This window comes from Alkalibacterium sp. MB6 (assembly GCF_009935905.1).
Taxonomy (GTDB): domain Bacteria; phylum Bacillota; class Bacilli; order Lactobacillales; family Carnobacteriaceae_A; genus Alkalibacterium.
Genome location: NZ_PREX01000008.1, coordinates 66,909 through 88,566, shown reverse-complemented (window position 1 = coordinate 88,566; position 21,658 = coordinate 66,909). Strand labels below are relative to the sequence as shown.

23 protein-coding genes and 1 riboswitch are annotated in these 21,658 nt (G+C 40.4%); of the genes, 10 read left to right on the top strand and 13 right to left on the bottom strand.

Going from position 1 to position 21,658, the window contains the following annotated elements; translation table 11 throughout:
• Positions 1-142: 142 nt before the first annotated feature.
• Positions 143-1,042: a macrolide 2'-phosphotransferase gene (locus C3945_RS04750; RefSeq protein ID WP_202623295.1), complete on the bottom strand. Its 900-nt coding sequence runs from the start codon at positions 1,040-1,042 to the stop codon at positions 143-145.
• A gap of 203 nt (positions 1,043-1,245) precedes the next feature.
• Between C3945_RS04750 and C3945_RS04745 the strand changes: the two genes are divergently transcribed.
• The 3 genes from C3945_RS04745 to C3945_RS04735 all read left to right on the top strand — a co-directional run bounded on the left by C3945_RS04745 (position 1,246) and on the right by C3945_RS04735 (position 4,004).
• A complete protein-coding gene (locus tag C3945_RS04745; protein ID WP_161878545.1) occupies positions 1,246-1,683 on the top strand; it encodes an organic hydroperoxide resistance protein in 438 nt (145 codons plus the stop codon).
• A 524-nt stretch (positions 1,684-2,207) separates the two neighbouring features.
• The gene (locus C3945_RS04740; RefSeq protein ID WP_161878544.1) at positions 2,208-3,506 is read left to right on the top strand and encodes a Y-family DNA polymerase; all 1,299 of its coding nucleotides are present in this window, start codon (positions 2,208-2,210) and stop codon (positions 3,504-3,506) included.
• A gap of 75 nt (positions 3,507-3,581) precedes the next feature.
• Positions 3,582-4,004: a hypothetical protein gene (locus C3945_RS04735; protein WP_161878543.1), complete on the top strand. Its 423-nt coding sequence runs from the start codon at positions 3,582-3,584 to the stop codon at positions 4,002-4,004.
• Positions 4,005-4,065: 61 nt separating this feature from the next.
• On the opposite strand, the gene C3945_RS04730 is transcribed toward C3945_RS04735, so the two are convergent.
• The 5 genes from C3945_RS04730 to C3945_RS04705 form a co-directional block, all read right to left on the bottom strand.
• Positions 4,066-5,019 (bottom strand): folate family ECF transporter S component, encoded by a 954-nt coding sequence (locus tag C3945_RS04730; protein WP_161878542.1) that lies wholly within the window; start codon positions 5,017-5,019, stop codon positions 4,066-4,068.
• Between the two features lie 117 nt (positions 5,020-5,136).
• Positions 5,137-5,233, bottom strand: a riboswitch (THF riboswitch).
• A 54-nt stretch (positions 5,234-5,287) separates the two neighbouring features.
• A complete protein-coding gene (locus C3945_RS04720) occupies positions 5,288-5,872 on the bottom strand; it encodes a 5-formyltetrahydrofolate cyclo-ligase (RefSeq protein ID WP_161878540.1) in 585 nt (194 codons plus the stop codon).
• Positions 5,873-5,920: 48 nt separating this feature from the next.
• Entirely contained in the window at positions 5,921-6,787 is an 867-nt protein-coding gene (locus C3945_RS04715; RefSeq protein ID WP_161878539.1) for a bifunctional 5,10-methylenetetrahydrofolate dehydrogenase/5,10-methenyltetrahydrofolate cyclohydrolase, read from the bottom strand.
• Between the two features lies 1 nt (position 6,788).
• Positions 6,789-7,451: a cyclodeaminase/cyclohydrolase family protein gene (locus C3945_RS04710; RefSeq protein WP_161878538.1), complete on the bottom strand. Its 663-nt coding sequence runs from the start codon at positions 7,449-7,451 to the stop codon at positions 6,789-6,791.
• A gap of 12 nt (positions 7,452-7,463) precedes the next feature.
• Positions 7,464-9,134, bottom strand: a complete 1,671-nt coding sequence (locus C3945_RS04705) for a formate--tetrahydrofolate ligase (protein ID WP_202623294.1) — start codon at positions 9,132-9,134, stop codon at positions 7,464-7,466.
• Positions 9,135-9,529: 395 nt separating this feature from the next.
• Here C3945_RS04705 and C3945_RS04700 point away from each other — a divergent pair, with 395 nt between their 5' ends.
• On the top strand, positions 9,530-9,751 hold the full coding sequence (locus C3945_RS04700) for a DUF378 domain-containing protein (RefSeq protein ID WP_161878537.1): 222 nt from the start codon (positions 9,530-9,532) through the stop codon (positions 9,749-9,751).
• Between the two features lie 93 nt (positions 9,752-9,844).
• Here the strand turns inward: C3945_RS04700 and ald are convergent, their stop codons facing one another.
• From ald to mgsA, 3 genes are read right to left on the bottom strand one after another with little or no spacing between them, the layout of a single operon-like run.
• Positions 9,845-10,957 (bottom strand): alanine dehydrogenase, encoded by a 1,113-nt coding sequence (gene ald, locus C3945_RS04695; protein ID WP_161878536.1) that lies wholly within the window; start codon positions 10,955-10,957, stop codon positions 9,845-9,847.
• A gap of 23 nt (positions 10,958-10,980) precedes the next feature.
• A complete protein-coding gene (locus C3945_RS04690; RefSeq protein WP_161878535.1) occupies positions 10,981-11,178 on the bottom strand; it encodes a hypothetical protein in 198 nt (65 codons plus the stop codon).
• A 45-nt stretch (positions 11,179-11,223) separates the two neighbouring features.
• Complete coding sequence (gene mgsA / locus C3945_RS04685; RefSeq protein ID WP_161878534.1) at positions 11,224-11,646, bottom strand: methylglyoxal synthase; 423 nt, start codon at positions 11,644-11,646, stop codon at positions 11,224-11,226.
• Positions 11,647-11,819: 173 nt separating this feature from the next.
• Here mgsA and C3945_RS04680 point away from each other — a divergent pair, with 173 nt between their 5' ends.
• From C3945_RS04680 to C3945_RS04665, 4 genes are all read left to right on the top strand, one after another.
• Positions 11,820-12,338, top strand: coding sequence for a type 1 glutamine amidotransferase domain-containing protein (locus tag C3945_RS04680; RefSeq protein ID WP_161878533.1), 519 nt, complete (start codon positions 11,820-11,822; stop codon positions 12,336-12,338).
• A gap of 946 nt (positions 12,339-13,284) precedes the next feature.
• Complete coding sequence (locus tag C3945_RS04675) at positions 13,285-14,022, top strand: methionine ABC transporter ATP-binding protein (RefSeq protein WP_161878532.1); 738 nt, start codon at positions 13,285-13,287, stop codon at positions 14,020-14,022.
• Complete coding sequence (locus C3945_RS04670) at positions 14,015-14,701, top strand: methionine ABC transporter permease (RefSeq protein WP_161878531.1); 687 nt, start codon at positions 14,015-14,017, stop codon at positions 14,699-14,701. The genes C3945_RS04675 and C3945_RS04670 overlap by 8 nt, the downstream gene beginning before the upstream one ends.
• Positions 14,702-14,730: 29 nt before the next feature.
• On the top strand, positions 14,731-15,627 hold the full coding sequence (locus C3945_RS04665; protein WP_161878530.1) for a MetQ/NlpA family ABC transporter substrate-binding protein: 897 nt from the start codon (positions 14,731-14,733) through the stop codon (positions 15,625-15,627).
• 281 nt (positions 15,628-15,908) lie between these two features.
• Here the strand turns inward: C3945_RS04665 and C3945_RS04660 are convergent, their stop codons facing one another.
• The 3 genes from C3945_RS04660 to trpX are packed head-to-tail and all read right to left on the bottom strand — an operon-like array spanning position 15,909 to position 18,608.
• Positions 15,909-16,688 carry an ATP-binding cassette domain-containing protein gene (locus tag C3945_RS04660; protein ID WP_161878529.1) on the bottom strand — a complete coding sequence of 260 codons (780 nt, stop codon included), beginning with the start codon at positions 16,686-16,688 and terminating at the stop codon, positions 15,909-15,911.
• On the bottom strand, positions 16,685-17,566 hold the full coding sequence (locus C3945_RS04655) for an ABC transporter permease (protein WP_161878528.1): 882 nt from the start codon (positions 17,564-17,566) through the stop codon (positions 16,685-16,687). The genes C3945_RS04660 and C3945_RS04655 overlap by 4 nt, the downstream gene beginning before the upstream one ends.
• Positions 17,567-17,579: 13 nt before the next feature.
• Positions 17,580-18,608 carry a tryptophan ABC transporter substrate-binding protein gene (gene trpX, locus C3945_RS04650; RefSeq protein ID WP_161878527.1) on the bottom strand — a complete coding sequence of 343 codons (1,029 nt, stop codon included), beginning with the start codon at positions 18,606-18,608 and terminating at the stop codon, positions 17,580-17,582.
• Positions 18,609-19,166: 558 nt separating this feature from the next.
• On the opposite strand from trpX, the gene C3945_RS04645 reads away from it, so the two are divergent.
• Together C3945_RS04645 and C3945_RS04640 are read left to right on the top strand one after the other, a co-directional pair.
• Complete coding sequence (locus C3945_RS04645) at positions 19,167-20,315, top strand: NAD(P)/FAD-dependent oxidoreductase (RefSeq protein ID WP_161878526.1); 1,149 nt, start codon at positions 19,167-19,169, stop codon at positions 20,313-20,315.
• 104 nt (positions 20,316-20,419) lie between these two features.
• Positions 20,420-20,620 (top strand): C4-dicarboxylate ABC transporter, encoded by a 201-nt coding sequence (locus C3945_RS04640; protein ID WP_161878525.1) that lies wholly within the window; start codon positions 20,420-20,422, stop codon positions 20,618-20,620.
• 182 nt (positions 20,621-20,802) lie between these two features.
• On the opposite strand, the gene C3945_RS04635 is transcribed toward C3945_RS04640, so the two are convergent.
• Positions 20,803-21,498 carry a phosphatase PAP2 family protein gene (locus tag C3945_RS04635; RefSeq protein WP_161878524.1) on the bottom strand — a complete coding sequence of 232 codons (696 nt, stop codon included), beginning with the start codon at positions 21,496-21,498 and terminating at the stop codon, positions 20,803-20,805.
• Positions 21,499-21,658: the final 160 nt, after the last annotated feature.

Here is a 21,658-nt window from a genome sequence, read left to right as displayed (position 1 = left end):
GGGGCTGGGAAATAACTAGCTGAATTGGAAAACACCGTCAAATCTAGGAAGAATGATCCTTGATTTGACGGTGTTTTTAATTACTCAGATTTATAAATTATTACTAAAAAGTGACTTTTTTCTCAGCCCCTTCTATTATCATTTACTCTTCCTCATGGCTAAGCATTTGTTCCGCTAGTTGGTCGTATTCTTCTAATCCAGAAGTTAACGCAAATTCTGCAATAGTAATGCCTTGTGTAGACAGTAGTTCAATAATATGTTGTTTCATCTTTGGCCAAGTATAACCGCCTGCTTTACTGTACGCATCAATGAGTTCATCTAATTGGCTTTCTCCAAACAGCATATAAAATGCTGTGAAATCATTTGAGACATCCGCTACTTTCGCTTCTGTCCAATCAATAATCCCTGTAATTGTAAACTGCTCATCTACGAGTGTATGCCCCGGGAACAAATCGCCATGAACAAACCCTGTTTCTTTTGGCCACATGTCTTCATCTTCCATCCACTTCTGCCATCTTTCCCAGAGTGACTTATTTACTTTGTACCGCTCATTTACTTTATCCATTCGTTCCTTCATAGATTGTCGAAGATCTTTTGCGGATTGAACAGGAAGCTCTGCAGCTTTGGCTCTTTCTTTAGAAGCTCCGTGCAAAGTCGCCAGTGCCTGTCCTAAGCTTTGCGTGTAGTTCTTTGGAACATCAGCGATATCAAACACCCATTTTTGTTCGTTTGTTTCTATATCAGTCGTTACAGCTGGTATACCCTCTAGTGTCTTGTAAGCAATCAATTCTTCTGTAAAAACTTCCCACCTTGGCGCTTGAAAATCACTATCTAATTCATTAACTATATCAAGAATTCTTTTTTCGATTTGTACTTTCTCAAAGACATCGGTTCTTCGAGGTATACGAAGGACCCATTCTGTTCCCGATTTATCTAATCCAAAAACGACCTGGAAGTCTAATCCCATATTCACATACTCTAGGGAGGTGTCATCGATGTCTAACTGATGATGCTTTGCTAATTCGATTATGTTCTTTTCCATAGTCATTTACTCCTTTTATTCGTCCAATATTCACACAGTGTCTAGGACCAATTTCTCCTTTTATTGTACTATCATTCAAACTCGGATGCACGATTCTTCTTTTTAGTATGATGCCAAGGGCCAGTCTCTTAATCGTTTAAAGTTGCTTTTACAGCCTGTAGTGTTAAACTAACTATAGACTAAGGAAGAGGAGAGATTAACCTATGGCAGATAAAGCGTTATATACAACAACAGCCATCAATACTGGTGCTCGAGAAGGCGAAAGTCATTCACCCGATCGTTCATTTGAAGTCAACGTGGATACTCCTAAAGAAATGGGTGGCAAAGGAAACGGAACCGATCCTGAGCAACTCTTTGCACTGGGCTACAGTGCGTGCTTCCACTCTGCATTAGAGCATTTCAAGAAACAAGAAAAAGTCGATAACCGTTCTCAAGTGACTTTGACGGTTAATTTATTAAAAGATCCGACAGACGGTGGCTTCAAGTTGGCTGTCGATATCGAAGTCGGCTTTGAAAATATGGAAGAGCAGCAAGCCCAAGAGCTCGCAGAAAAAGCTCATGCCTTCTGTCCGTATTCAAAAGCAACAAAAGGTAATATCGACGCTAACGTCACAGTCGTTCCTTATGAAGAAGGAAAATAACCAGTCGATTTAATTAAATACAAGTAAATGGATTGGGGCTGGGAAATAACTAGCTGAATTGGAAAACACCGTCAAATCTAGGAAGAATGATCCTTGATTTGACGGTGTTTTTAATTACTCAGATTTATAAATTATTACTAAAAAGTGACTTTTTTCTCAGCCCCTCTTTTTATCTCTTAGTGACTAGTTACTGAGCATTTTTTATTTTAACTTGTCATAAAAGCAGTATTGTGACTAGTTCCTTGGCAAATCTCAATTTAACTGGTCATTAAACCGGTGGGGTGACTAGTTACTTAACACTTTTTATTTTAACTTGTCATAAGGAACTCCCCCTTCCTCATTTATTCACCAATGTCTTTTCCATTTCCGAAAAAGTTTTTTCACTTTGTTTCTTCTTGATGCTAGCGTATTTTAAAGAAAATAGCTCTTTTTTGACTGTATTTCCAGTTTGTTCGTCTTGACTAATAGAACGAGTGTTCCTATAATTAAACCAAACACATATTCCCATAAGGAGAGCACGTATCATGTTGCAAATGATGGATTACTCACAAGAGCCAGTGAGAGATATTTTATGTATTGATGTGAAATCTTTTTTCGCCTCAGTTGAGGCTGTTGAAAGAAAGCAGCATCCACTGGAAGCCAAAATCGCGGTCGTGAGTAAGCCTGATAATAACGGTGGGCTAGTTTTGGCCTCATCCCCCTTGGTTAAAAAACTGTACGGTGTTAGAACTGGCACCCGTGTGTTTGACATTCCCAAAAACGCTGCTATAGAGATTGTTGAGCCACGGATGGCTCTTTACTTAGAAAAAAACTTGGATATTGTCACTATTTTCAAACAATTTGTAGCTGAAGAAGACTTACACGTGTATAGTATTGACGAGTCTTTTTTAGACGTGACCCATTCCCATAGTCTATTTGGAACGACCCAAGATATTGCTCGGCATATTCAGTACTTAATTTGGAAAAAACTAAAGCTTGTCGTGACGGTCGGTATTGGCGACAACCCGCTTTTAGCCAAGCTAGCTTTGGATCACCAAGCTAAACACAACAAAGAAGCTAACTTTATCGCTGAATGGCATTACAAAGATGTGCAAGAAACCGTTTGGAGAATTGCACCTATGTCAGATTTTTGGGGAATTGGTTCAAAAACCGAGCACCATCTGCAGCGTATCGGCATTCATTCCATACGAGATTTGTCCCAAGCAGATCTCAGTAAACTGAAAAAGAAGTTCGGCATTATAGGCGAACAACTATTTTTCCACTCACACGGAATTGATCGAACACTCTTGTCTGAAACCTTTGTTCCTAAGGCGATGTCATTTAGTAAGAATCAAATTTTAAATAGAGATTACACGGAAAAGCATGAAGTGGAAATTGTTATTCGGGAAATGGCTGAAGAAAATGCGATGCGGTTGAGGAAACATCATTTGACTACTGCTTTGGTCAAATTAGGGATTGGCTACTCCCGACACATTGACGAAGGTGGATTCAGTCATCAATTGATGATTGAAAAGACAGATTCCTCACACAAGATTATTGAAGGTCTCATGATACTCTTTAACCGGCACTACCAAGCCATTCCTGTCAGGGTCGTTAATGTCACCTTTGGAAAAATTGAGCCGAAGTCAGCCTTACAGTTGTCACTCTTTGAATCACATGATGTCTTGATTCACCGAGAAGATTTGGATCAGACGATTGATTTGATTCGACGAAAACACGGCTATACTTCTCTGCTTCATGCCAGCAGCCTAGCCAGTGGTGGTATGGCGCTTCAACGAGCTAAGCTTCTAGGTGGCCACCGCGCTGGGAAAGATGACGCTTAACATGTATAAGCTCTCTTCTACTTATGGGGAGATTCATTTCGATTAAACACAAAGAAATGAAAGGAGAGGATATAAATGACACAAGAGATTATTCGTTTATCTCCTGACGCTTTAGGCTATAAGGACAGAGGCAAAATGAAATGGATGGGCATGATGTTATCAGATCATGCAGAAGCATTGAAAAAGCAAACGCAGGCGAATCAGCAAAAAGAGGTTCTCCCAAAGAAAAAAATGCCCTTGGAAGACATGGGGGCCTTCTTGCATCGAAGCTATACTCACAAAAAACCAGTAGCCATTCAACTGGATGTGATTAAAGACGGGCGCTATATGCCTGACATAGAAGGTTTCGTTATAGGCTACAAGGAAAAAAACATTTTTATAAAGCTAAAGGATCATACGATAAAAGCCTTACAAGTCGAAGAGCTTCGTCACATCGAATGGATTGATGCCGCTCAGTGGTTTGAAAAATACGAACGCCAAAAACCAGAAATGGGATAGAATGAGCCATTCAAAAAAAGCCCTAAACAGCGACTTCCACTGTTTAGGGCTTTCACTCACTTTACGTTCTTGCTGTTGAATACTTGGCAAACAAGCGTTGGAGTTGTTTGTTTGTTGAAATAAACCAGATACTTACAAATCGAACCACAATCGTTACAGCATTTTGCACTAATCTTGGTGGCAAAATAACAGCGAGAGGGTTTCGAGTTAGGATGTAAATCCATAAGGTATTCAAGGTTAAGTTAATGAAGATGGCAATAATGAGTTCCGCCATAAGCACACGGGTTTTAGTGACTTGCCTTTTATGAAGAAAGAAACCATAAATCATACCGGTAAGCAACGCTGATAAGGTAAAGCCAGGGAAAAAGCTACCTGCTCCTCCAACAAGTAAAAAGGTTAATACATCAACAAGGGTAGCGGCTGCTCCCCCAACAAGTGGACCAAACAGCATGCCGATTAAAGCAGTAGGCAAAAAAGCAAAAGTGATTCGCACAACCGGCGTCGTAATCCCTACTCGTCCCAATGCGATAGACATCGCCATTAATAAACCGACTATTGCAATACTTCGTGTATTCAAGTTCCACTTATATAAACTAATTAGTCTGTATAACAAGATCCACGTATAAAACAAAAAGGCAATACCGTAAAGATTACCATTTTCTTCGTAAAGGACAGAAAATTGCAAAATTTCTCTTTGTAAAAATAAGAAGTAGGCGGCTCCAGTAATTAACAAGCCCAGCAACAAACCAATTAAGACACTTTCTTCAAACAGGCGCCTAACAATAAAGACCCCCAACAAGAAGAGCACACCCGTAAAGAAAAATAAATAGAGTTTATCGATTAAGACAGACTGCCAGTTATCCATTTGAGCAACGACTTGATTCGAGCCATTTACCTTATTGACTGTTCGCAAATAAGGGATGAAAAAGGACAGTAAGAACGGACCAATGACACCGATCAAGGCATAGTGGAACCATCTTGTTTTACTTAGGTTATTATCAGGTGAAGCATTCATACTCGAAGATCTCCTTTAATTTGAATTTCCCTTCGCCAAATTGGCTGAAAGAGGCTTTTGTCCAGGAGGGAAGTCCCGGCAAATTAAAGAGTTCCTCGCTAAAAAACGAATAAGTTTTTAAGCGGATGCAGGGAAAAATCGCAAAACCGACGTTTTTTCGTCCGAAGGCAACATCCCATCCATCCGGCACTTAACGTTTTCCCCTTACTCTTTTTTCCTTCTTTATTATAAGTGAGCGGCGTCATACACTCAAGAAAACATTTTCACACTATTCTCTCATCTCTTTATTAAGTCCGGTTTCAAGCCACTCATTTTCTGTCACGATGTAATCCACTGGTACGTCATGCGCTTCAATAGGGAAGGATTCAACCAGTTGATTGGTATGGACCAAAGAAAGTGTTGTATTAGGAAAGTCTACCAAAAACCGATCAAAAAAACCACCACCAAAACCAATACGGTAACCAGACAGTGTAAAGAGTAAGCCTGGTACAATGAGCAAGTCTATTTCCTCTGCATTGACTCTCTCAGTCTGGTCAGTTAATGGTTCTTGTAAATTAAAATAACCTGTCTCCAACTGATCAAATGAGGTCAGGTGATAAAAATGGAGTTCTCTTGAAGAGTGAATCGATTTAGGTACAAAAACCTGTTTATCTTCTTTCCAAGCTCGTTTAATGATTGAGTGAGTGTCCCATTCTTTCTCGCCTGAAACAGTGACTCCAATGCGCTTAGCTTCTTTCCACATTGGGGAATCAAACAACTGCGTATGCATGGCTTTTTCAATTCGTCTGCGTTCCATTCCGTCTACTTCTTCCAGTGAGATGAGCATCCCTTTTCGCAACTCTTTTTTTCCCATTCTTCCCGCTCCTTTTTAGTCTAACCGAATTCGTCTCCACACTGAATACTAGTGACCAGAATCTTCATCTGAGCGCATCATCCAAGCAGCTTGAGTGACTTGCTCTGCTAAAATGGCTGTCGTTATCGACCCGACTCCTCCAGGAACAGGCGTAATGGCCGATGCTTTTTTAGAGACTTCATCGTATTTTACATCCCCGACAGGCTTCCCGTCTTTATAACCGAAGCCGACATCAATAACGACAGCCCCTTCTTTGATATAATCAGCCGTGACTAATTCTGTTGCCCCTGTGGCAGAGATGATAATGTCTGCTTCTTTGGTATATTTTTTTACGTCCTTGGATTTAATATGCAAGTTAGTTACAGTTGCTTCAGCATTTAAAAGCATCACCGTCAGTGGTTTACCAACAACTGGGCTACTTCCAATCACACAAATATCTTTACCTTCTATACCAATGTTGTAATAAGCTAACAAAGCCATGACCGCACGTGGCGTACTGGGTTCTAAAGTAGTTGGATCATTTTCGACAACTCGTCCCAAGTTCATTGGTGTCAAGCCATCAATGTCTTTAGTGGGCTGAATATGTCGAGCTATATCATTTCGATCTATGCTGGCCGGCAAGGGTTGCATCACCAATATACCATGCACGGCATAGTCTCTGTTCAGTTCTTCAATCGCTTGAATCACTGTTTCTACCTCGACATTGCTATCAAACACGACGCTTTCGACCTCGATGCCTACTTGATTCATTGTTTTTATGGCTGCTGTTTCATAAGAAATAGAAGACGGGTCGTCACCCACTCTAACAATGGTTAACTTTGGAAATACGTTTATTTTATTCAAGTCTTCAACTGTTTGTTGTGTTCCTTTTATAATGTCTTGGGCAACTGGTTTTCCTTTTAATACCTTAGCCATCTCATTCCTCCTCCATTAATGCCTGTGGCCATTGGTCGTGTGTGAGAAAATGAGTCATAACTTCAGACAAGTGAGTGAGGCTGCTTTTCCCTTGTGCCAACCATTCATCCGCCTGACGATTCATCTCTTCTCTGTTCCAGTCGTTTTTCATTAGTTTCGTGTTGATAGTAACGTTTAGATGGGCTGTTTCCAAAACAGCCCGCATAAAGACAGCGGCTACCATTAAATCATTCACTATCGTCCCTCGCATACGCATCTTTACTAATTGGTCAAGAATACCTATCAACTCAATTGATGAGTGAAGCATATCAAGAGGAGGTTGGGCTGCTTTTAGTAAAGCTCCCTCAATCGTTTTTTGTCGTTTCTCTTTTTCATCTGCCGTCTCTTTTGGCATTTGATACGCTTTGAGAACGGGTTCAAATGCGTTTGAATCGTCATTTGCCAGTCTCTCAAAGGTGTCTCTTAAATCGTGGGCTTGCTTGAGTAAGCTGTAGAGTTCGTCAGAATAATCAGCATAACTTTTCTTATCCTTTTGAACATCAACAACCAAACGTACAAGCGAAGCACTCATGGCTCCAATGTAAGCCCCGGCACTTCCACCACCAGGCAACCCCTCTTTATTGCCCAATTCTGTCAGATAATGGTCTATTGTTAATTCGTTCATCTTAACCGCTCCTTAAAACAATCCGGATATGGTTCCGTCCTCGGATACATCCACTTGCACGGCTGATGGCACTTTTGGCAAGCCAGGCATTCTCATAATATTTCCCGTTAGCACGACGATAAAGCCGGCTCCCGCTGATACAGATAGATTTCTAACGTTTACAATGAAATCCTCTGGGCGTCCAAGAGCTGCAGCATTATCAGACAATGAGTATTGCGTTTTTGCCATACAAATAGGTAAGTTCCCGTAGCCTAAATCAGTTAACTTTTTAGCTGCATTTCTTGCTGACTTAGACCACTCTGTTCCGTTTCCGCCGTAGACTTTTTGAACAATTTTATCTACCTTTGATTCAATTGAGTCACTTAATTCATATGCAAAGGTTAATGTAGACTCTTCTTCACACATGTCAACCACAGCTTCTGCCAATTCCACACCACCGGCTCCACCTTCAGCCCAAACATTCGACTGAACAATACGGCTACCCGTTGCTTCGATGGCATGTTTCAATACTGTCAATTCTTCCTCAGTATCTTGAGGGAAGGCATTAATCGCAACAACTGCTGGCAAGGAGAAGACCTGTTGAATGTTTTCAATGTGTTTGATTAAATTTGGCAGCCCTTTTTTCAATGCCTCTATATTTTCAGTGTTTAAATCGGTTTTCTTTACACCACCATGCATTTTTAACGCGCGAATCGTCGCCACAATCACTACAGCATCTGGCTTCAAGCCACCCATACGGCATTTGATATCAATAAATTTCTCAGCCCCTAAATCCGCACCAAATCCGGCTTCCGTTACCACATAATCCGCATGTGCCAAGGCCATTTTTGTTGCCAACAGACTGTTGCACCCGTGAGCAATATTGGCAAACGGACCCCCGTGAACAAAAACAGGCGTGTGTTCGAGTGTTTGTACCAGATTGGGTTTTAATGCATCTTTAAGTAGTGCCGATACAGCTCCTTCTGCATTGAGTTGACCTAACGTAATCGGCTTATTATCGAATGTATACGCCACTAGACAGTTTCTTAATTTCTCTTTCATTTCACTCAAGGAATTTGATAAACAAAGGACCGCCATAATCTCGGAAGCAACAGTAATATCAAAGCCGTCTTCTCTTGGCATCCCGTTCGTTTTTGCCCCAATACCGCTGACAATAGAGCGCAACTGGCGATCGTTCATGTCAATGGCTCGTCTCCACGTCACTCGTCTTGGATCAATACTTAGTTCATTCCCCTGGTATATATGGTTGTCAATCATAGCCGCTACTAGGTTATTCGCTGCACCAATGGCGTGGATATCTCCTGTAAAATGCAGGTTAATATCTTCCATGGGGATAACTTGTGCATAACCGCCACCTGCTGCGCCGCCTTTAATACCAAATACGGGGCCTAAAGACGGTTCACGCATAGCAACGGCTGCTTTCTTTCCTATCTTTTGCAAAGCATCTCCCAAACCAACCGATGTAGTGGTTTTACCTTCACCAGCTGGAGTCGGGTTAATGGCAGTGACTAAAATCAATTTGCCGTTTTTCACCTCTGAATTATGTAGCACATTGTAATCAACTTTTGCTTTATATTTTCCATAATGCTCCAAATGCTTGTCTTCAATCGCTAGTTTGCTTGCAATCTCCTCGATTGGGCGCATCTCTGTAGATTGAGCTATTTCGATATCGCTTTTCATCATGGGTATCCCCTCCTGGACAATATGTGAGAAAAAGTGCATCCACTGCTTTCTCCTCTTACATTTTTAGTATAACACAGGACATTCGATTCGATACTTAAATCTATTCTCTTAAGCATTATAAAAAACACGACTCATCACCTTGTACGCCTCCTAAAAGTGCGAAAGATGATGAGTCGTGTTTATTCATTCGTTTCCATTTAGATAGCTGACACACTATAAGCGGTATAATTTTTTGATTGGTTTCATGTAATGCTATTATTTTATCATTTTTTCCTTTACTCTTTACCAAATAAGCCTCTCATGCATTTTTATTCCATTTTCGAATAACAATCAATCGACTTTTCTCTTTAAATTTCGTATCATTGTAGTATCAGAACAATAGAGGAGGACTACTTTTGAAAATACTTGACCGGGCAGCTTTGACTCTGCTTATTATTGGTGGGATTCACCTGTTACTAATTGGTCTATTTGGATTTAATATAGTTGAAATGGTTTTTGGAGATGTTGAACAGTGGGGTACGCGTATCGTTTATATTCTTGTTGGATTGAGTGCCTTATGGTGCTTTAAGTACTATTCCTTTACTCCAAGAGGCGGAAGCCGATTAAAGGACCGCTAAACTAAACAGATAAAAAACGAACGAGCATCTTATACTAGTGGTTAGATGGCCACGTATGAGATGTTCGTTCGTTTTTAGTTTTTTATAGAGTAATTAAATCAGGCTATCGAGTGGTACATAGTCATAACCTAAATCAGTAGCAACTGCTTCATTCGTTACTTTTCCTTTATAGGTATTCATACCTGATGCAAGGCTCTCGTTATCTTTAACCGCTTCTTCTACGCCCTTATTTGCCAGTTGTAAGGCATATAAAATGGTGTCATTCGTTAAGGCTAATGTAGCTGTCTTTGGTACTGATCCAGGTATATTCGCTACTCCATAATGCAGCACACCATGCTTTTCAACAATCGGATCTTCGTGAGAGGTAGGAGAATTCAGTGTTTCAAAGTTTCCTCCTTGGTCAATCGCAATATCGACAATAACCGATCCTTTTTCCATGGATTTAACCATTTCTTCTGTTACTAATTTAGGTGCTTTTCTTCCCGGAATTAAGACAGACCCAATGACTAAATCAGACTCTTTAACCGCTTTTGCAATATTAGACGGATTAGATGCTAATGTCTGAATATCGCCTCCAAACATATGAATGAGGTCTCTCATTCTATTGGGGTTTAATTCTAATATATTAACGTTTGCTCTAAGTCCAATAGCAATACGGGCCGCATTTTCACCAACAACTCCGCCACCTAAAATAGTGACCGTTCCTTTTTCAACACCAGGTACACCGCCTAAAAGAACCCCTTTTCCACCTTCGTGTTTTTCTAGGTAATGGGCACCAATTTGGACAGCCATTCTACCCGCTACTTCACTCATTGGCGTCAGAAGTGGTAATTTGCCATCTTTTTCTACTGTTTCGTATCCAAAAGCAGTGACTTCGTTATCAACTAACGCTTGTGTCAATTCAGCTTCAGCAGACAAGTGTAGATACGTGAATAAAATCAACCCTTTTCTGAAGTAAACATATTCTTCTGGTGCAGGTTCTTTTACTTTTGTAATCATCTCAGCTGTTTCCCAAACCTCTTTTGCCGAATCGCTAATCTCTGCTCCGTTTTCTTTGTAATGCTGATCCTCAAAGCCGCTTCCGATTCCGGCGTTCGTTTCAACAATCACTCGATGCCCCGCCTCGACTAATCTATTGACATTGTGCGGTGTCAAAGCCACTCTATATTCATTGTTTTTAACTTCTTTTGGTAATCCAATAATCATAATTTATATTCCTCTCTCTATTTTTATTGCAGTATACTAATAACGATAAGCAAGCCGCCTATTATCATAAATAACAAGCCCCCTATTTTATGAATCACGGGTACCCAATCGGGCATAAGCGATCGACTCACGGCCTGTCTTCGTCCTTTTTTCTTTTCCAACGGATGGGTATAAGACAAGTAGCCATACACCAGCAAACCTATTCCAATGAGTGTTAGCATCTATACTCCACCTTCTTTTAATACTATGTTAGAAATCAAGTCCCTTTAAAAATGAAGGGTGTCTCTATCGTGACCTCTCGATATATCTCGCCAACCATAAAAGCCTGCATCCAGTCCCCTTAGCAACACTTCTGCCGACCCTATATTCGTAGCCAATGGTATTTCGTAAACATCGCATAGACGAAGTAATGCCGATATATCCGGTTCATGAGCCTGCGCCGTTAGTGGATCACGAATAAATATCACCAAATCCATTTTATTATCCGATATGTAGGCACCAATTTGTTGGTCTCCTCCAAGTGGTCCGGATTTAAACCGATGAATGTCCAGTCCCGTTTCATCCGCAATTCGTTTCCCCGTTGTTCCCGTAGCAAATAATGTATGCTTACCTAGTATGACCTTATAGGCTTCTGCAATTTTGACAATATCGTCTTTCTTTTTATCATGTGCAATTAATGCAATATTCATGATAGTCTCCCCTTTATTATCATCTCACATGCTTCTTCTTTATTTATCATACCATAAATGAGAAGATTCCTTATATAAAACTCTTTTTAGAAAAGATCTCTAATCATATTATTTACCTGTGTTTTTTCAAAACGATACACTTAAAGTAGACTAATCGAAGGAGGACATGATGAATGAGTAAACGCATAGCAGTTGTATTGACCGACTTATTCGAAGACGTTGAATATACTTCACCTGTAGAAGAATTAGAAAAGGCAGGACACACATTAGTAACGATTGGATTTGAAGCGGGTGAAACCGTAGAGGGTAAAAAAGGGAAGGCATCTGTAACGATTGATAAGAGTATCGATGATGTTAGTCCAAGTGATTTTGATGCGCTATTGATTCCTGGAGGATTCTCACCAGATAAACTGCGTAAAGACGATCGCTTCTTAGCATTTACTAAAGCATTTGACGAGAACAAGAAACCCATCTTCACTATTTGTCACGGCCCACAATTAATGATTAACGCAGAAATTGTCAAAGGGAAGAAAATGACTGCCGTTAAGCAGGTTTTAGTTGATTTAAGAAATGCTGGAGCTGTTGTTAGTGATGAAGAAGTGGTCCACGATGAAAGTGGCATTATTTCCAGCCGCACCCCTGATGATTTACCTGCCTTTAACAAAGCAATCGTCGAAGCCCTTAGTGAGTAAATTATCATTTTAAAATGCTAAAACCTTAACTGATTTTAAGGATTAACTTGCTTTTTTTTGATATTATTATAGACGTGGAATATAAGTACACGACTCTTTTCTCCCCAAGATTATAAAGCAAAGGAATCCCCCGAAACGTTTGCTTTATAATATGAAAAGATAAATCCATTTAGAGACCGTTATTCTTTCTCCCCGGATTGAATGGGCTATTCTCTAAATGGACGAATAAAGACATATCGTCTTATCCCCAACCACCTTTCTAACTGAGAAAGGTGGTTTTTTGTTTTGATGAATAAAAGAGAGAAGGATTTAGTCACATTCTGTTTTTCTTTAACTAAAATAACTTTACTTGTTCATTACTTCATCATACTTTATTCAAATTTACAGACTATACTTTAATCATACCCACAACAACCAACTTATTTTTTGGTTACCACACTCCTCCAAGTGTTGGTATACCACTCCTTTTTTGCCACCTGCTGGACGCCAGCGGGTGGTTTTTTCTTTTTATAAAATTTAAATGGTCTAATGACTTCTTTAGGGATTAAATTAAACTGTATTCTCCATACTCAGACCATATTTTTGTTTGAGTATAGAGAATACTCACCCTAATCTCCATACTCAAATGATTATGTCGTTTGAGTATGGAGTATTCTCATACATTCCAGTTATCCTTTACTCATATCAAATAAAAACAATATTGTTCTTCATTTAAATCGATTCACTTACTATTAATAAATATAACACCCCCTAGAAAGGCTGTCACGAAGCCTTTTTAAATACCTTCACAGATTTCAACCTGTTTCTCTGGCTAACCTTCCTTTTTAGTCGCTTTATTTTGAAATCGTTTTCCTTTTGCTATCTTCTTAAAGCGTTTCTATAATTAGCCTGTGCGACTCGGCAGTCACTCATTTATTCATGGATCTTATAGGAAAGGAGTTTAGTGATGATTCAAATTCAGGAAGTTAATAAGACTTTCCGAGATGAGGATACACACGTTTATGCTTTAAGAGATATTCACTTAACGATTGATAAGGGCGAAGCGTTTGGGGTCATTGGCGAAAGCGGCGCTGGTAAATCAACTTTGCTTCGTTTGCTCAATGCCTTAGAACGTCCAGACAGTGGGCGAGTCCTTGTGGGTGACCATCAAGTCAATCAGTTATCTCGAAAAGACCTACGCGCTTATCAAAAAGATGTCAGTATGGTTTTCCAGCAGTTCAATTTGTTGAATAATAAAACAGTTGAAGAAAATGTTCGCCTGCCTTTAACCTTGCATCAGTATGATCACCCTTTAACGGTGGATGCTGTGCTGAATTTTGTTGGACTAGAGGACAAAAAACACAGTTACCCTTCTCAGTTGAGTGGTGGACAAAAGCAACGAGTGGGGATTGCTCGGGCACTTATTTCTAGGCCAACCCTTTTATTGTGTGACGAACCCACTTCTGCTTTGGACCAGAACACAACTGAAGAGATCGTTAATGTCTTGAAAAAAGCTCATGAAGTCTTTGGGATGACTATTATAGTCGTGACTCATGAATTGGCCGTCATTAAAGCATTATGTGATCGTAGCGCTGTGATGGAAGATGGTCGCATTGTCGACATTGTTTCTGTTCAGAAATCGGCAGAACTAACTGATTTTAAGTCCTACCATGAGCGAGCTATAGAGGTGTTGACCCATGCCTGAGACGTTATCCATTTATATTGAACGGGTGATTGATTTTGCTCCTCGCATGGTGGATAGCTTGTGGGAAACCAGTATAATGCTGTTTTTCGCTATGCTTGCCGCTATTTTAGTCGGTTTACCGGTGGGGACACTTTTGTTTTTGAGTGCAGACGGTAGACCGAACGAAAATCGCCTGATTAATCGGTCATTAAATGCGGTCGTCAATATTATCCGGTCTTTTCCTTTCTTGTTGCTAGTCGTGGCTATGCAACCTCTGATTCGGGAAGTGTATGGCCGAGCAACAGGAGACCCGATAGCTGCTTCCTTTCCAATGATTGTTATTGCTATTGCCCTCTATGCGCGTTTCGTGGAACAATCTCTGATGGATGTGCCTAACGGTATCATAGAAACCGCGCAATCAATGGGAGCTACAACTTGGCAAATGGTTTGGAAATTCCTTTACGTGGAAGCCAGAAGCAGTCTGGTCATCGGCTTTACAACGGCGGTTATCAGCTTCATTTCTTATTCCACTATTATGGGAGTTGTCGGTGGTGGTGGAATTGGTGACTTTGCTATACGTTACGGTTATCAGCGGTACGAAACAGATATTATGTATACCGCTATTATCGTCATAATTATTTTAGTAGAAGTGTTTCAGTGGTTCGGCTTGCGTTTGGCCAAATCCATTGATAAGCGTTAAAAAATAGATAAAATTAAGGAGAGTATTAAATGATTAAGAAGAGTTTATTATTAGGTAGTACGGTATTTATGCTTGCAGCGTGTGGCACAACGGAAGATGAGCCAGCTGAGGATACAACTGAAGATACAACTGAAGAAACGGTTGATGAGACCGAAGATACTGCAGAAGAAACAACAGATGATTCAGAAGACGTCGTGATTAGAGTGGCGTCTCACTTGCCCCCGATGACTGATATTGTAGAAATTGCTGATGAGGTCATTGCAGAGGGCTACTCTGTTGAGTTGGTGGAAGTATCAGACAATATCCAATACAACGAGGCTTTACTGAACGAAGAAGTGGATGCCAACTTTGCCCAACATGAACCATTCATGCAAATGTTTAACAATGAACGTGATGGCAATTTAGTGACTGTTCAGCCGATTTACAATGCACTCGTCGGATTCTACTCACCTGTTTACGATTCTATTGAAGATATTGAAAATGGTGCAGAAGTAGCGATTCCAAGTGACCCTTCAAACGAAGCGCGTGCATTAGCTACTTTGCAATCTGTTGATTTAATTACCTTGGACCCAGAAGTAAGTGTCTTTGAAGTAACCATTGACGATGTTGTCGACAATCCATACGACTTCACATTCACTTCTATTGATTTATTGAACTTGAATTCAGCTTACGAAGATGGCGTTGAATTGGTTTTCCACTACCCAACTTATATCGCTAACGTTGGTTTAACTACGGAAGATGCTGTTTTCTTAGAACAAGATGAAGACAACATCTTTGCTCAAACCTTAATTGCTCGTGAAGACAATCAAGACTCTGACGAAATTCAAGCATTAGCTGACGCTATGACTAGCCAAGAAGTTTATGATTTCTTGCAGGAGTTCGTTGACCAAGGCCACTTGAAGCGGACATTCGAAGTTAATGAATAAGATTCTATCGCTTTAAAATAAAACGGAGCTGGGAATAAACTATTAGGAGTACCTAAATAATCATAAAAACACGAACAGTCATCCTTAAAGAGCGGTGGGACCGTTCTGAGCCAAGGTCTCAGAACTAGCTTTACTACTCTCTTAGTACGCATCATAGATGCTACAAAGAGATGTACGTAAAGTCGTCCTTTTACACCGCTAATGATGATTGTTCGTGTTTTTTTAGCCTACTTGATTTAATGAGACTTATTTCCCAGTCCCGTTTTTTAATTCCTTGCCTCCTAAGGGGCTGGTGTCTCGTCTCGTTCAAACAAATGAAACAGGTCATCCATAGATAGAGCAGATTTTTCCTTTTCATTCAAATCAGATTTAATACTGCCTTTTTCCAATACGATTAGTCGGTTTCCGTATTTAAGGGCATCTTCCATTCGGTGAGTAATCATGAGGCAGGTCAATTGCTTCTCGTGAATGATTTGATCGGTCAGCTCCATCAATCGAACGGCTATTTTCGGATCCAGTGCTGCTGTGTGCTCATCAAGAAGCAACACATCTGGTTCAGTCAATGTCGCCATCAGTAAGCTTAATGACTGCCTTTGCCCTCCTGATAATTGCTCGGTCGGAACATCTAGCTTTTCCTCCAAACCGTTTCCTATCGTTTCACAAAGACTTTTGAAATAATCATAATGACGATTGAGTCCTCTGGAAAAAAGAGTCGGTTTCTGTCCACGCTTAAGGGCGAGTAGTAAATTCTCAGCGACCGTCATTCGAGGGGCTGTTCCCATTTTAGGATCCTGGAAAACACGAGCGATAAAGGCTGCTCGTTTCTCTTCTTTAATGGTGTTCAGATGCTTCCCCTTCAACGAAACCTGTCCTCCGCTAACAGATGTGGAGCCGGTGATGGCGTTAAAGAGTGTTGACTTCCCTGCACCATTTCCACCCAAAACGGTAATGAAGTCCCCTTTGTTAACTGTCAAATTAATTTGATTTAAAATAGTTGTGTGTCTATCTGATTCATTAAACACTTGTTTGGAAATTTGCTCCAATTGAAGAACCGTAGTCAAAACTCTTCCCCCTTTCCAATCAATGTCCCCAGTCTCATTTTTTGCCGTACTTGAGGTAACATCAAGCACATCGCCAGGATGGCTGAGCTAAACAAGCGAATGTACGTCGTATCGAGTCCCAAGCGAATAACGCCCAACAATAACAACTGATATAAGATACTTCCAATGACGATAGTCAGTAATCGCTCGCCCAGCTTCATATTGCTAAAGGCAACTTCCGCAATAATTATAGATGCCAACCCGATAACAATAATTCCTGAGCCACCGTTCACATCGGCATAGCCATTATTTTGAGCAACCAAGGCACCACCTAAAGCAATTAAGCCGTTTGACAAGACAATGCCCATCAGTTTCATTTTATCTGTCTCTATGCCAAACGAGCGTGCCATTTTTTCGTTGTCGCCCGTTGCAATGTACGCTTGCCCCAAGTCTGTATAAAAGAACCCTAAAAGTAAGCTGATAACGATCATTAACACTATTAAACCAACCACCACGACATCAAAATAGTTCGGCAAGCCGCTAAAGGTATCAAATAATCGGGGTTGATTCAGCAAGCTTAAGTTAGGGCGTCGCATAATAAAAAGGATGACTGAGTGGAGACCACTCATAACTAAAATCCCTGATAAGATAATCGGAATCTTTCCTTTTATATAAAGTAGACTGGTCACAAGGCCGGCAAGCATACCTGCAATCACTGCAAGGAGTGAGGCAAAAATGGGATGGATGCCAAACAAAATAGCTGTCACAGCAACAGCTGCACCCAAGGGAAAGGATCCTTCCGCTGTTAGGTCTGGGAAATTTAAAATACGGTAGGTGGTAAAAATACCGATTCCTAAAACAGACCACAATAGTCCTTGGGCAATGGCTGATATAATCATTTAACTCATTCTCCTACTCGTTTATTATAGTGGCATCATTTAAAATTTCTTCAGGAATGGTAATGCCCAGCGTCTCCGCTTGATTTAAATTAATAATGTTGTCCCCTTCATCAAATACGTAAACGGGGAACGAGCTAATATCTGTTCCATCCAACACTTCTGCTCCCATACGTCCCGATTCAAAACCTAATTGCCTTTGATTAATGCCTACCGTAACCAACCCGCCTTGATCAACCATCGAATCGACAGTTGGTACTAAGGGGATGTCGTAGCGAGTCGCTTCACTAACCACGGTATCAAAGGCACTGGCAATTGTATTATCTGTTGGCAGATAAATGGCATCCACTTCTTGAGAGAGCGTGGCTACTAGTTGTTGCAGTTCATTTGTACCCGAAGCTGTGTAAGTAACTGTAGTCAACCCGAGTTCCTCTGCTGCCTGCTCCGCTCGCTTAGCTTCAGCAAGGGCGTTATCCTCTCCTGAACTGTACAATAAACCAATCTGTTCAATGTCTGGCAAAACAGTTAACATCAATTCCAATTGAGCTTTCACTGGCGACTGATCTTTCACCCCTGTGATGTTTCCACCTGGTGCCTCTTCTGATTTAACCAATCCGGCACCAACAGGGTCGGATACAGCTCCAAGAATAATCGGAATATCACTTGTCGCATTTGCCAAAGCTTGGCTTGCAGGTGTCCCAATACCCACTAATAAATCTGCTCCATCTTCTACCAATGATTGAGCCATCGTATTCATTAAGTTTTGGTCTCCTTGACCATTTTGCATCATGATTTCCGCATTCTCACCCTCAATGTACCCATGTTCTGCTAATCCTTCAATCGCTCCAGCGGTAATCTCATCCAGTGCAGGGTGGCTGGTCGTCTGGAGAATACCAATTTTTATAGTGTCTCCGTTATCTGACTGTTCACCAGTCGTTTGTGGTTCGGTGGCATCTGTGTTGGAGTCGTTCAAACTAAAGATAAATGTTCCAATTAATATTGCAGCAATCAATCCTAATACAAGCATCATTCGTTTATTTTTCATTATCGTTTTTCCTCTCACTATTCATTTGTCTTATCTCTTTTCTCTATAGTTATGAATCTATTTAGGAACAAAGCACTTATCATTTTATTTAGCAGTTTGACTTTAGTAGGTACTTTTCATATCAGCATGTCTTTGTTCCCCCTCTCTGATTTTCCAACTAAACAAAAAAAGACAGCATCCACAACTAATCAATACGTGTGGTCGCTGCCTTTGGGTATGCAAAAAGACCACATAGATAGTGTTATCACATCTATGCGGTCTACTCTTTTTGTTCACAGGAAAATGAGCCGGCATAGATACAAATTTAGATTGCTCTAAACGTTGTATCTATGAAAGAATCAATCGATCATCTATACAACGGGTCTGTGCCAGCTTTGCCAAGTGCTATTCAATTGGTTTAAACTAATTGATCCGTTTATCACGACGATTCTCTCCTTTATCTCTAATGTGCTTCTCATATTACTGATTCATCTTCTCTTTGTCAATAGAAACCATAAAAAAGTTTTTCTCTATTAATTAACATGTTAAACTGAAGGGAGGAGAAGAAAGGTGTTTATTATGACTAGAAAAAGAGTTGCTGTGATTGGCGCTGGCGTTGTTGGTGTCTCCGCAGCTTATTATTTAAGCAAAGATGAGTCGATTGATTTAACTATTTTTGATGACGGGATAGGCCAAGGAACGTCGGCTGCTGCTGGGATTATTAGCCCATGGTTATCTAGACGTCGAAATAAAAAGTGGTATCACATGGTCAAAGAAGGAGCTGCCTTTTATCCTGATTTTTTGTCAGACGTTATGAACGGCGACACCATTCCCCCTTCTGTTTATAAGCAAGTCGGCACCTTGGTATTTAAAACAAACGATCAGTATTTGGATGACTTGTTAGATATTGGGGAAAAGAGACGGGAAAACGCTCCTGAAATAGGTGAATTAAAGATTTTACCTCCAGAAAAAGTCAGAGAAAAAGTACCCATTTACACAAAAGAGTCACCGGCACTTTGGGCTTCTGGCGGTGCGCGAGTCGATGGAAAAAAATTAGTTGAATTGGTTTTGGAAGAAGCCTCTAAAAATGGTGCTTCACTTGTTAAAGAACGCGTGACTTTGAGTCAATCTGAAGAAGGTTATGTCGTTCATACTTCAACTGGACCCCTACTATTTGATTCCGTTGTATTAGCTGCGGCTGCTTGGCTACCCGAACTCCTTGGCCCATTGGATTATGAAGTGGACAGTCGTCCTCAAAAAGGACAATTAGTTGAAGTCAAGCTTGCTGGCTATAACACGAATGACTGGCCGGTTATTATGCCTGAGGGAGAAGAAGATATTATTCCTTTTGAAAATGGCCACGTCATTATCGGTGCCACTCACGAAAACGAAGAAGGGTTTAATTTAGACATTGACGAAAATCGATTGAAAGACATGATTGTGATTGCTGCCGACAAATTTTCTGACACACTAAAAACAGCATCAATTGAATCTTACCGTTCAGGTACACGAGCGTATACGTCTGACTTCTCTCCATTCTTTGGACCAGTGCCTGGACATCAACAGTTATTCGCCGCCAGTGGTTTAGGTTCAACCGGTTTAACTGCTGGACCACTCGTTGGAAAATGCCTAGCACAACTGGTTATGGAAGAAACGCCTGACTTACCTTTGGCTGACTACCCTATTGAACAGTATGTAAAACAAACAAATGAGCCACCTTCATTTTAAATCCTGATTGGCTAATGTTTTAAAGCCCACTCTCAATTGTGAATGAACTGAAAGTAAGGTATACTTTGTTAATAAAATAGTCATTGTAGAGAAGGAGTAAGAGAATGAATTCAGATAATTTAGGGAAGATTTTAGGCTGGTTGGCTATGGCTTTGGCAGTCGTTGGCTTTTTCGTATGGAATATTTGGTTGGGTCTGGCAGCTATGGTTATTGGTTTAATCGGCTTAGTTTCGACTTCTGAAAAAGGTTTAAACTGGACTGCTATTGCATTCGGCGCCATCGCTATGATTATTGGCATTATATAATCCTTTTTTAACATAACTGTCAGTTCGCTTCTAAGATACGTTGCGAACTGACAGTTATTTGCGTTTAACCTTGAGTTCAGGATTCAATAGCGACTTAAACCCTGGGTTCAGCCAAGAATAGATTTTGAAGACCTGGTTAAATCAACACCGGGGCGAATTGGTCGCAAAAAAAAGATCAGGTGCTAGACCTGATCTCCTTTTCTCACTTCTCTTCGCTTTAATGACAAACTATATAATCCTAAACTGATGGATAATGTTGCTAAGCCGAGTGAGTACCCCCCGATGACATCTGATGGGTAATGCACCCCAACATAAATTCGACTGATACCAATCAATCCTATCAACGGAATCAATACAACCGCAGATATCAATGGTAATTTCCAGTTAGAACTTAGACGGATAATTAAAAATAACAAAGCCCCATAAGTAATAACAGATCCCATGGCATGCCCACTTGGGAATGAGAAGCCATGCTGAACAACTAAATGTTCAAATGCTGATGGTCTAGGACGCTGAAAGAAAAATTTGAGCAATTGATTTAAAACTCCAGCCCCCATCGCAACTGTTAAAGCATACCAAATAGCTAACCGTCTATTTTTAAAATAAAAGAAAACCAGTAAAAAGATAATCGTCGTTAACAGCGCAACGAACCACACATCGCCCATTCTCGTACTGACGATAAAGAATACATTCAACCATGGTCGACGCTCTTCGTAAAATTCCCGGCCAATCATATCATCCAATGTACCAATAAATCCCCAATCATTGAAACTCATCCATACTAAGAACAAGAAAGGTATGGTAAAAATAAGACCTAGAATAAATAAACGTTTTGGTGTGCCGAAGGTGTCAATTAAGAATTGTTTTGCTTTTTCCATATAATTAATCTCCTCACTCATATCAGATAATGTTAATTATCCCTTGCTTACATCATAATATCAACTGTTTTAAAAACAATTGAACCAATATGACTTTGACTTTGGTCAACCAATTGAGTAAAGTAGTGAAGGGAAACACTTTTACAAAGCAACACGCTCT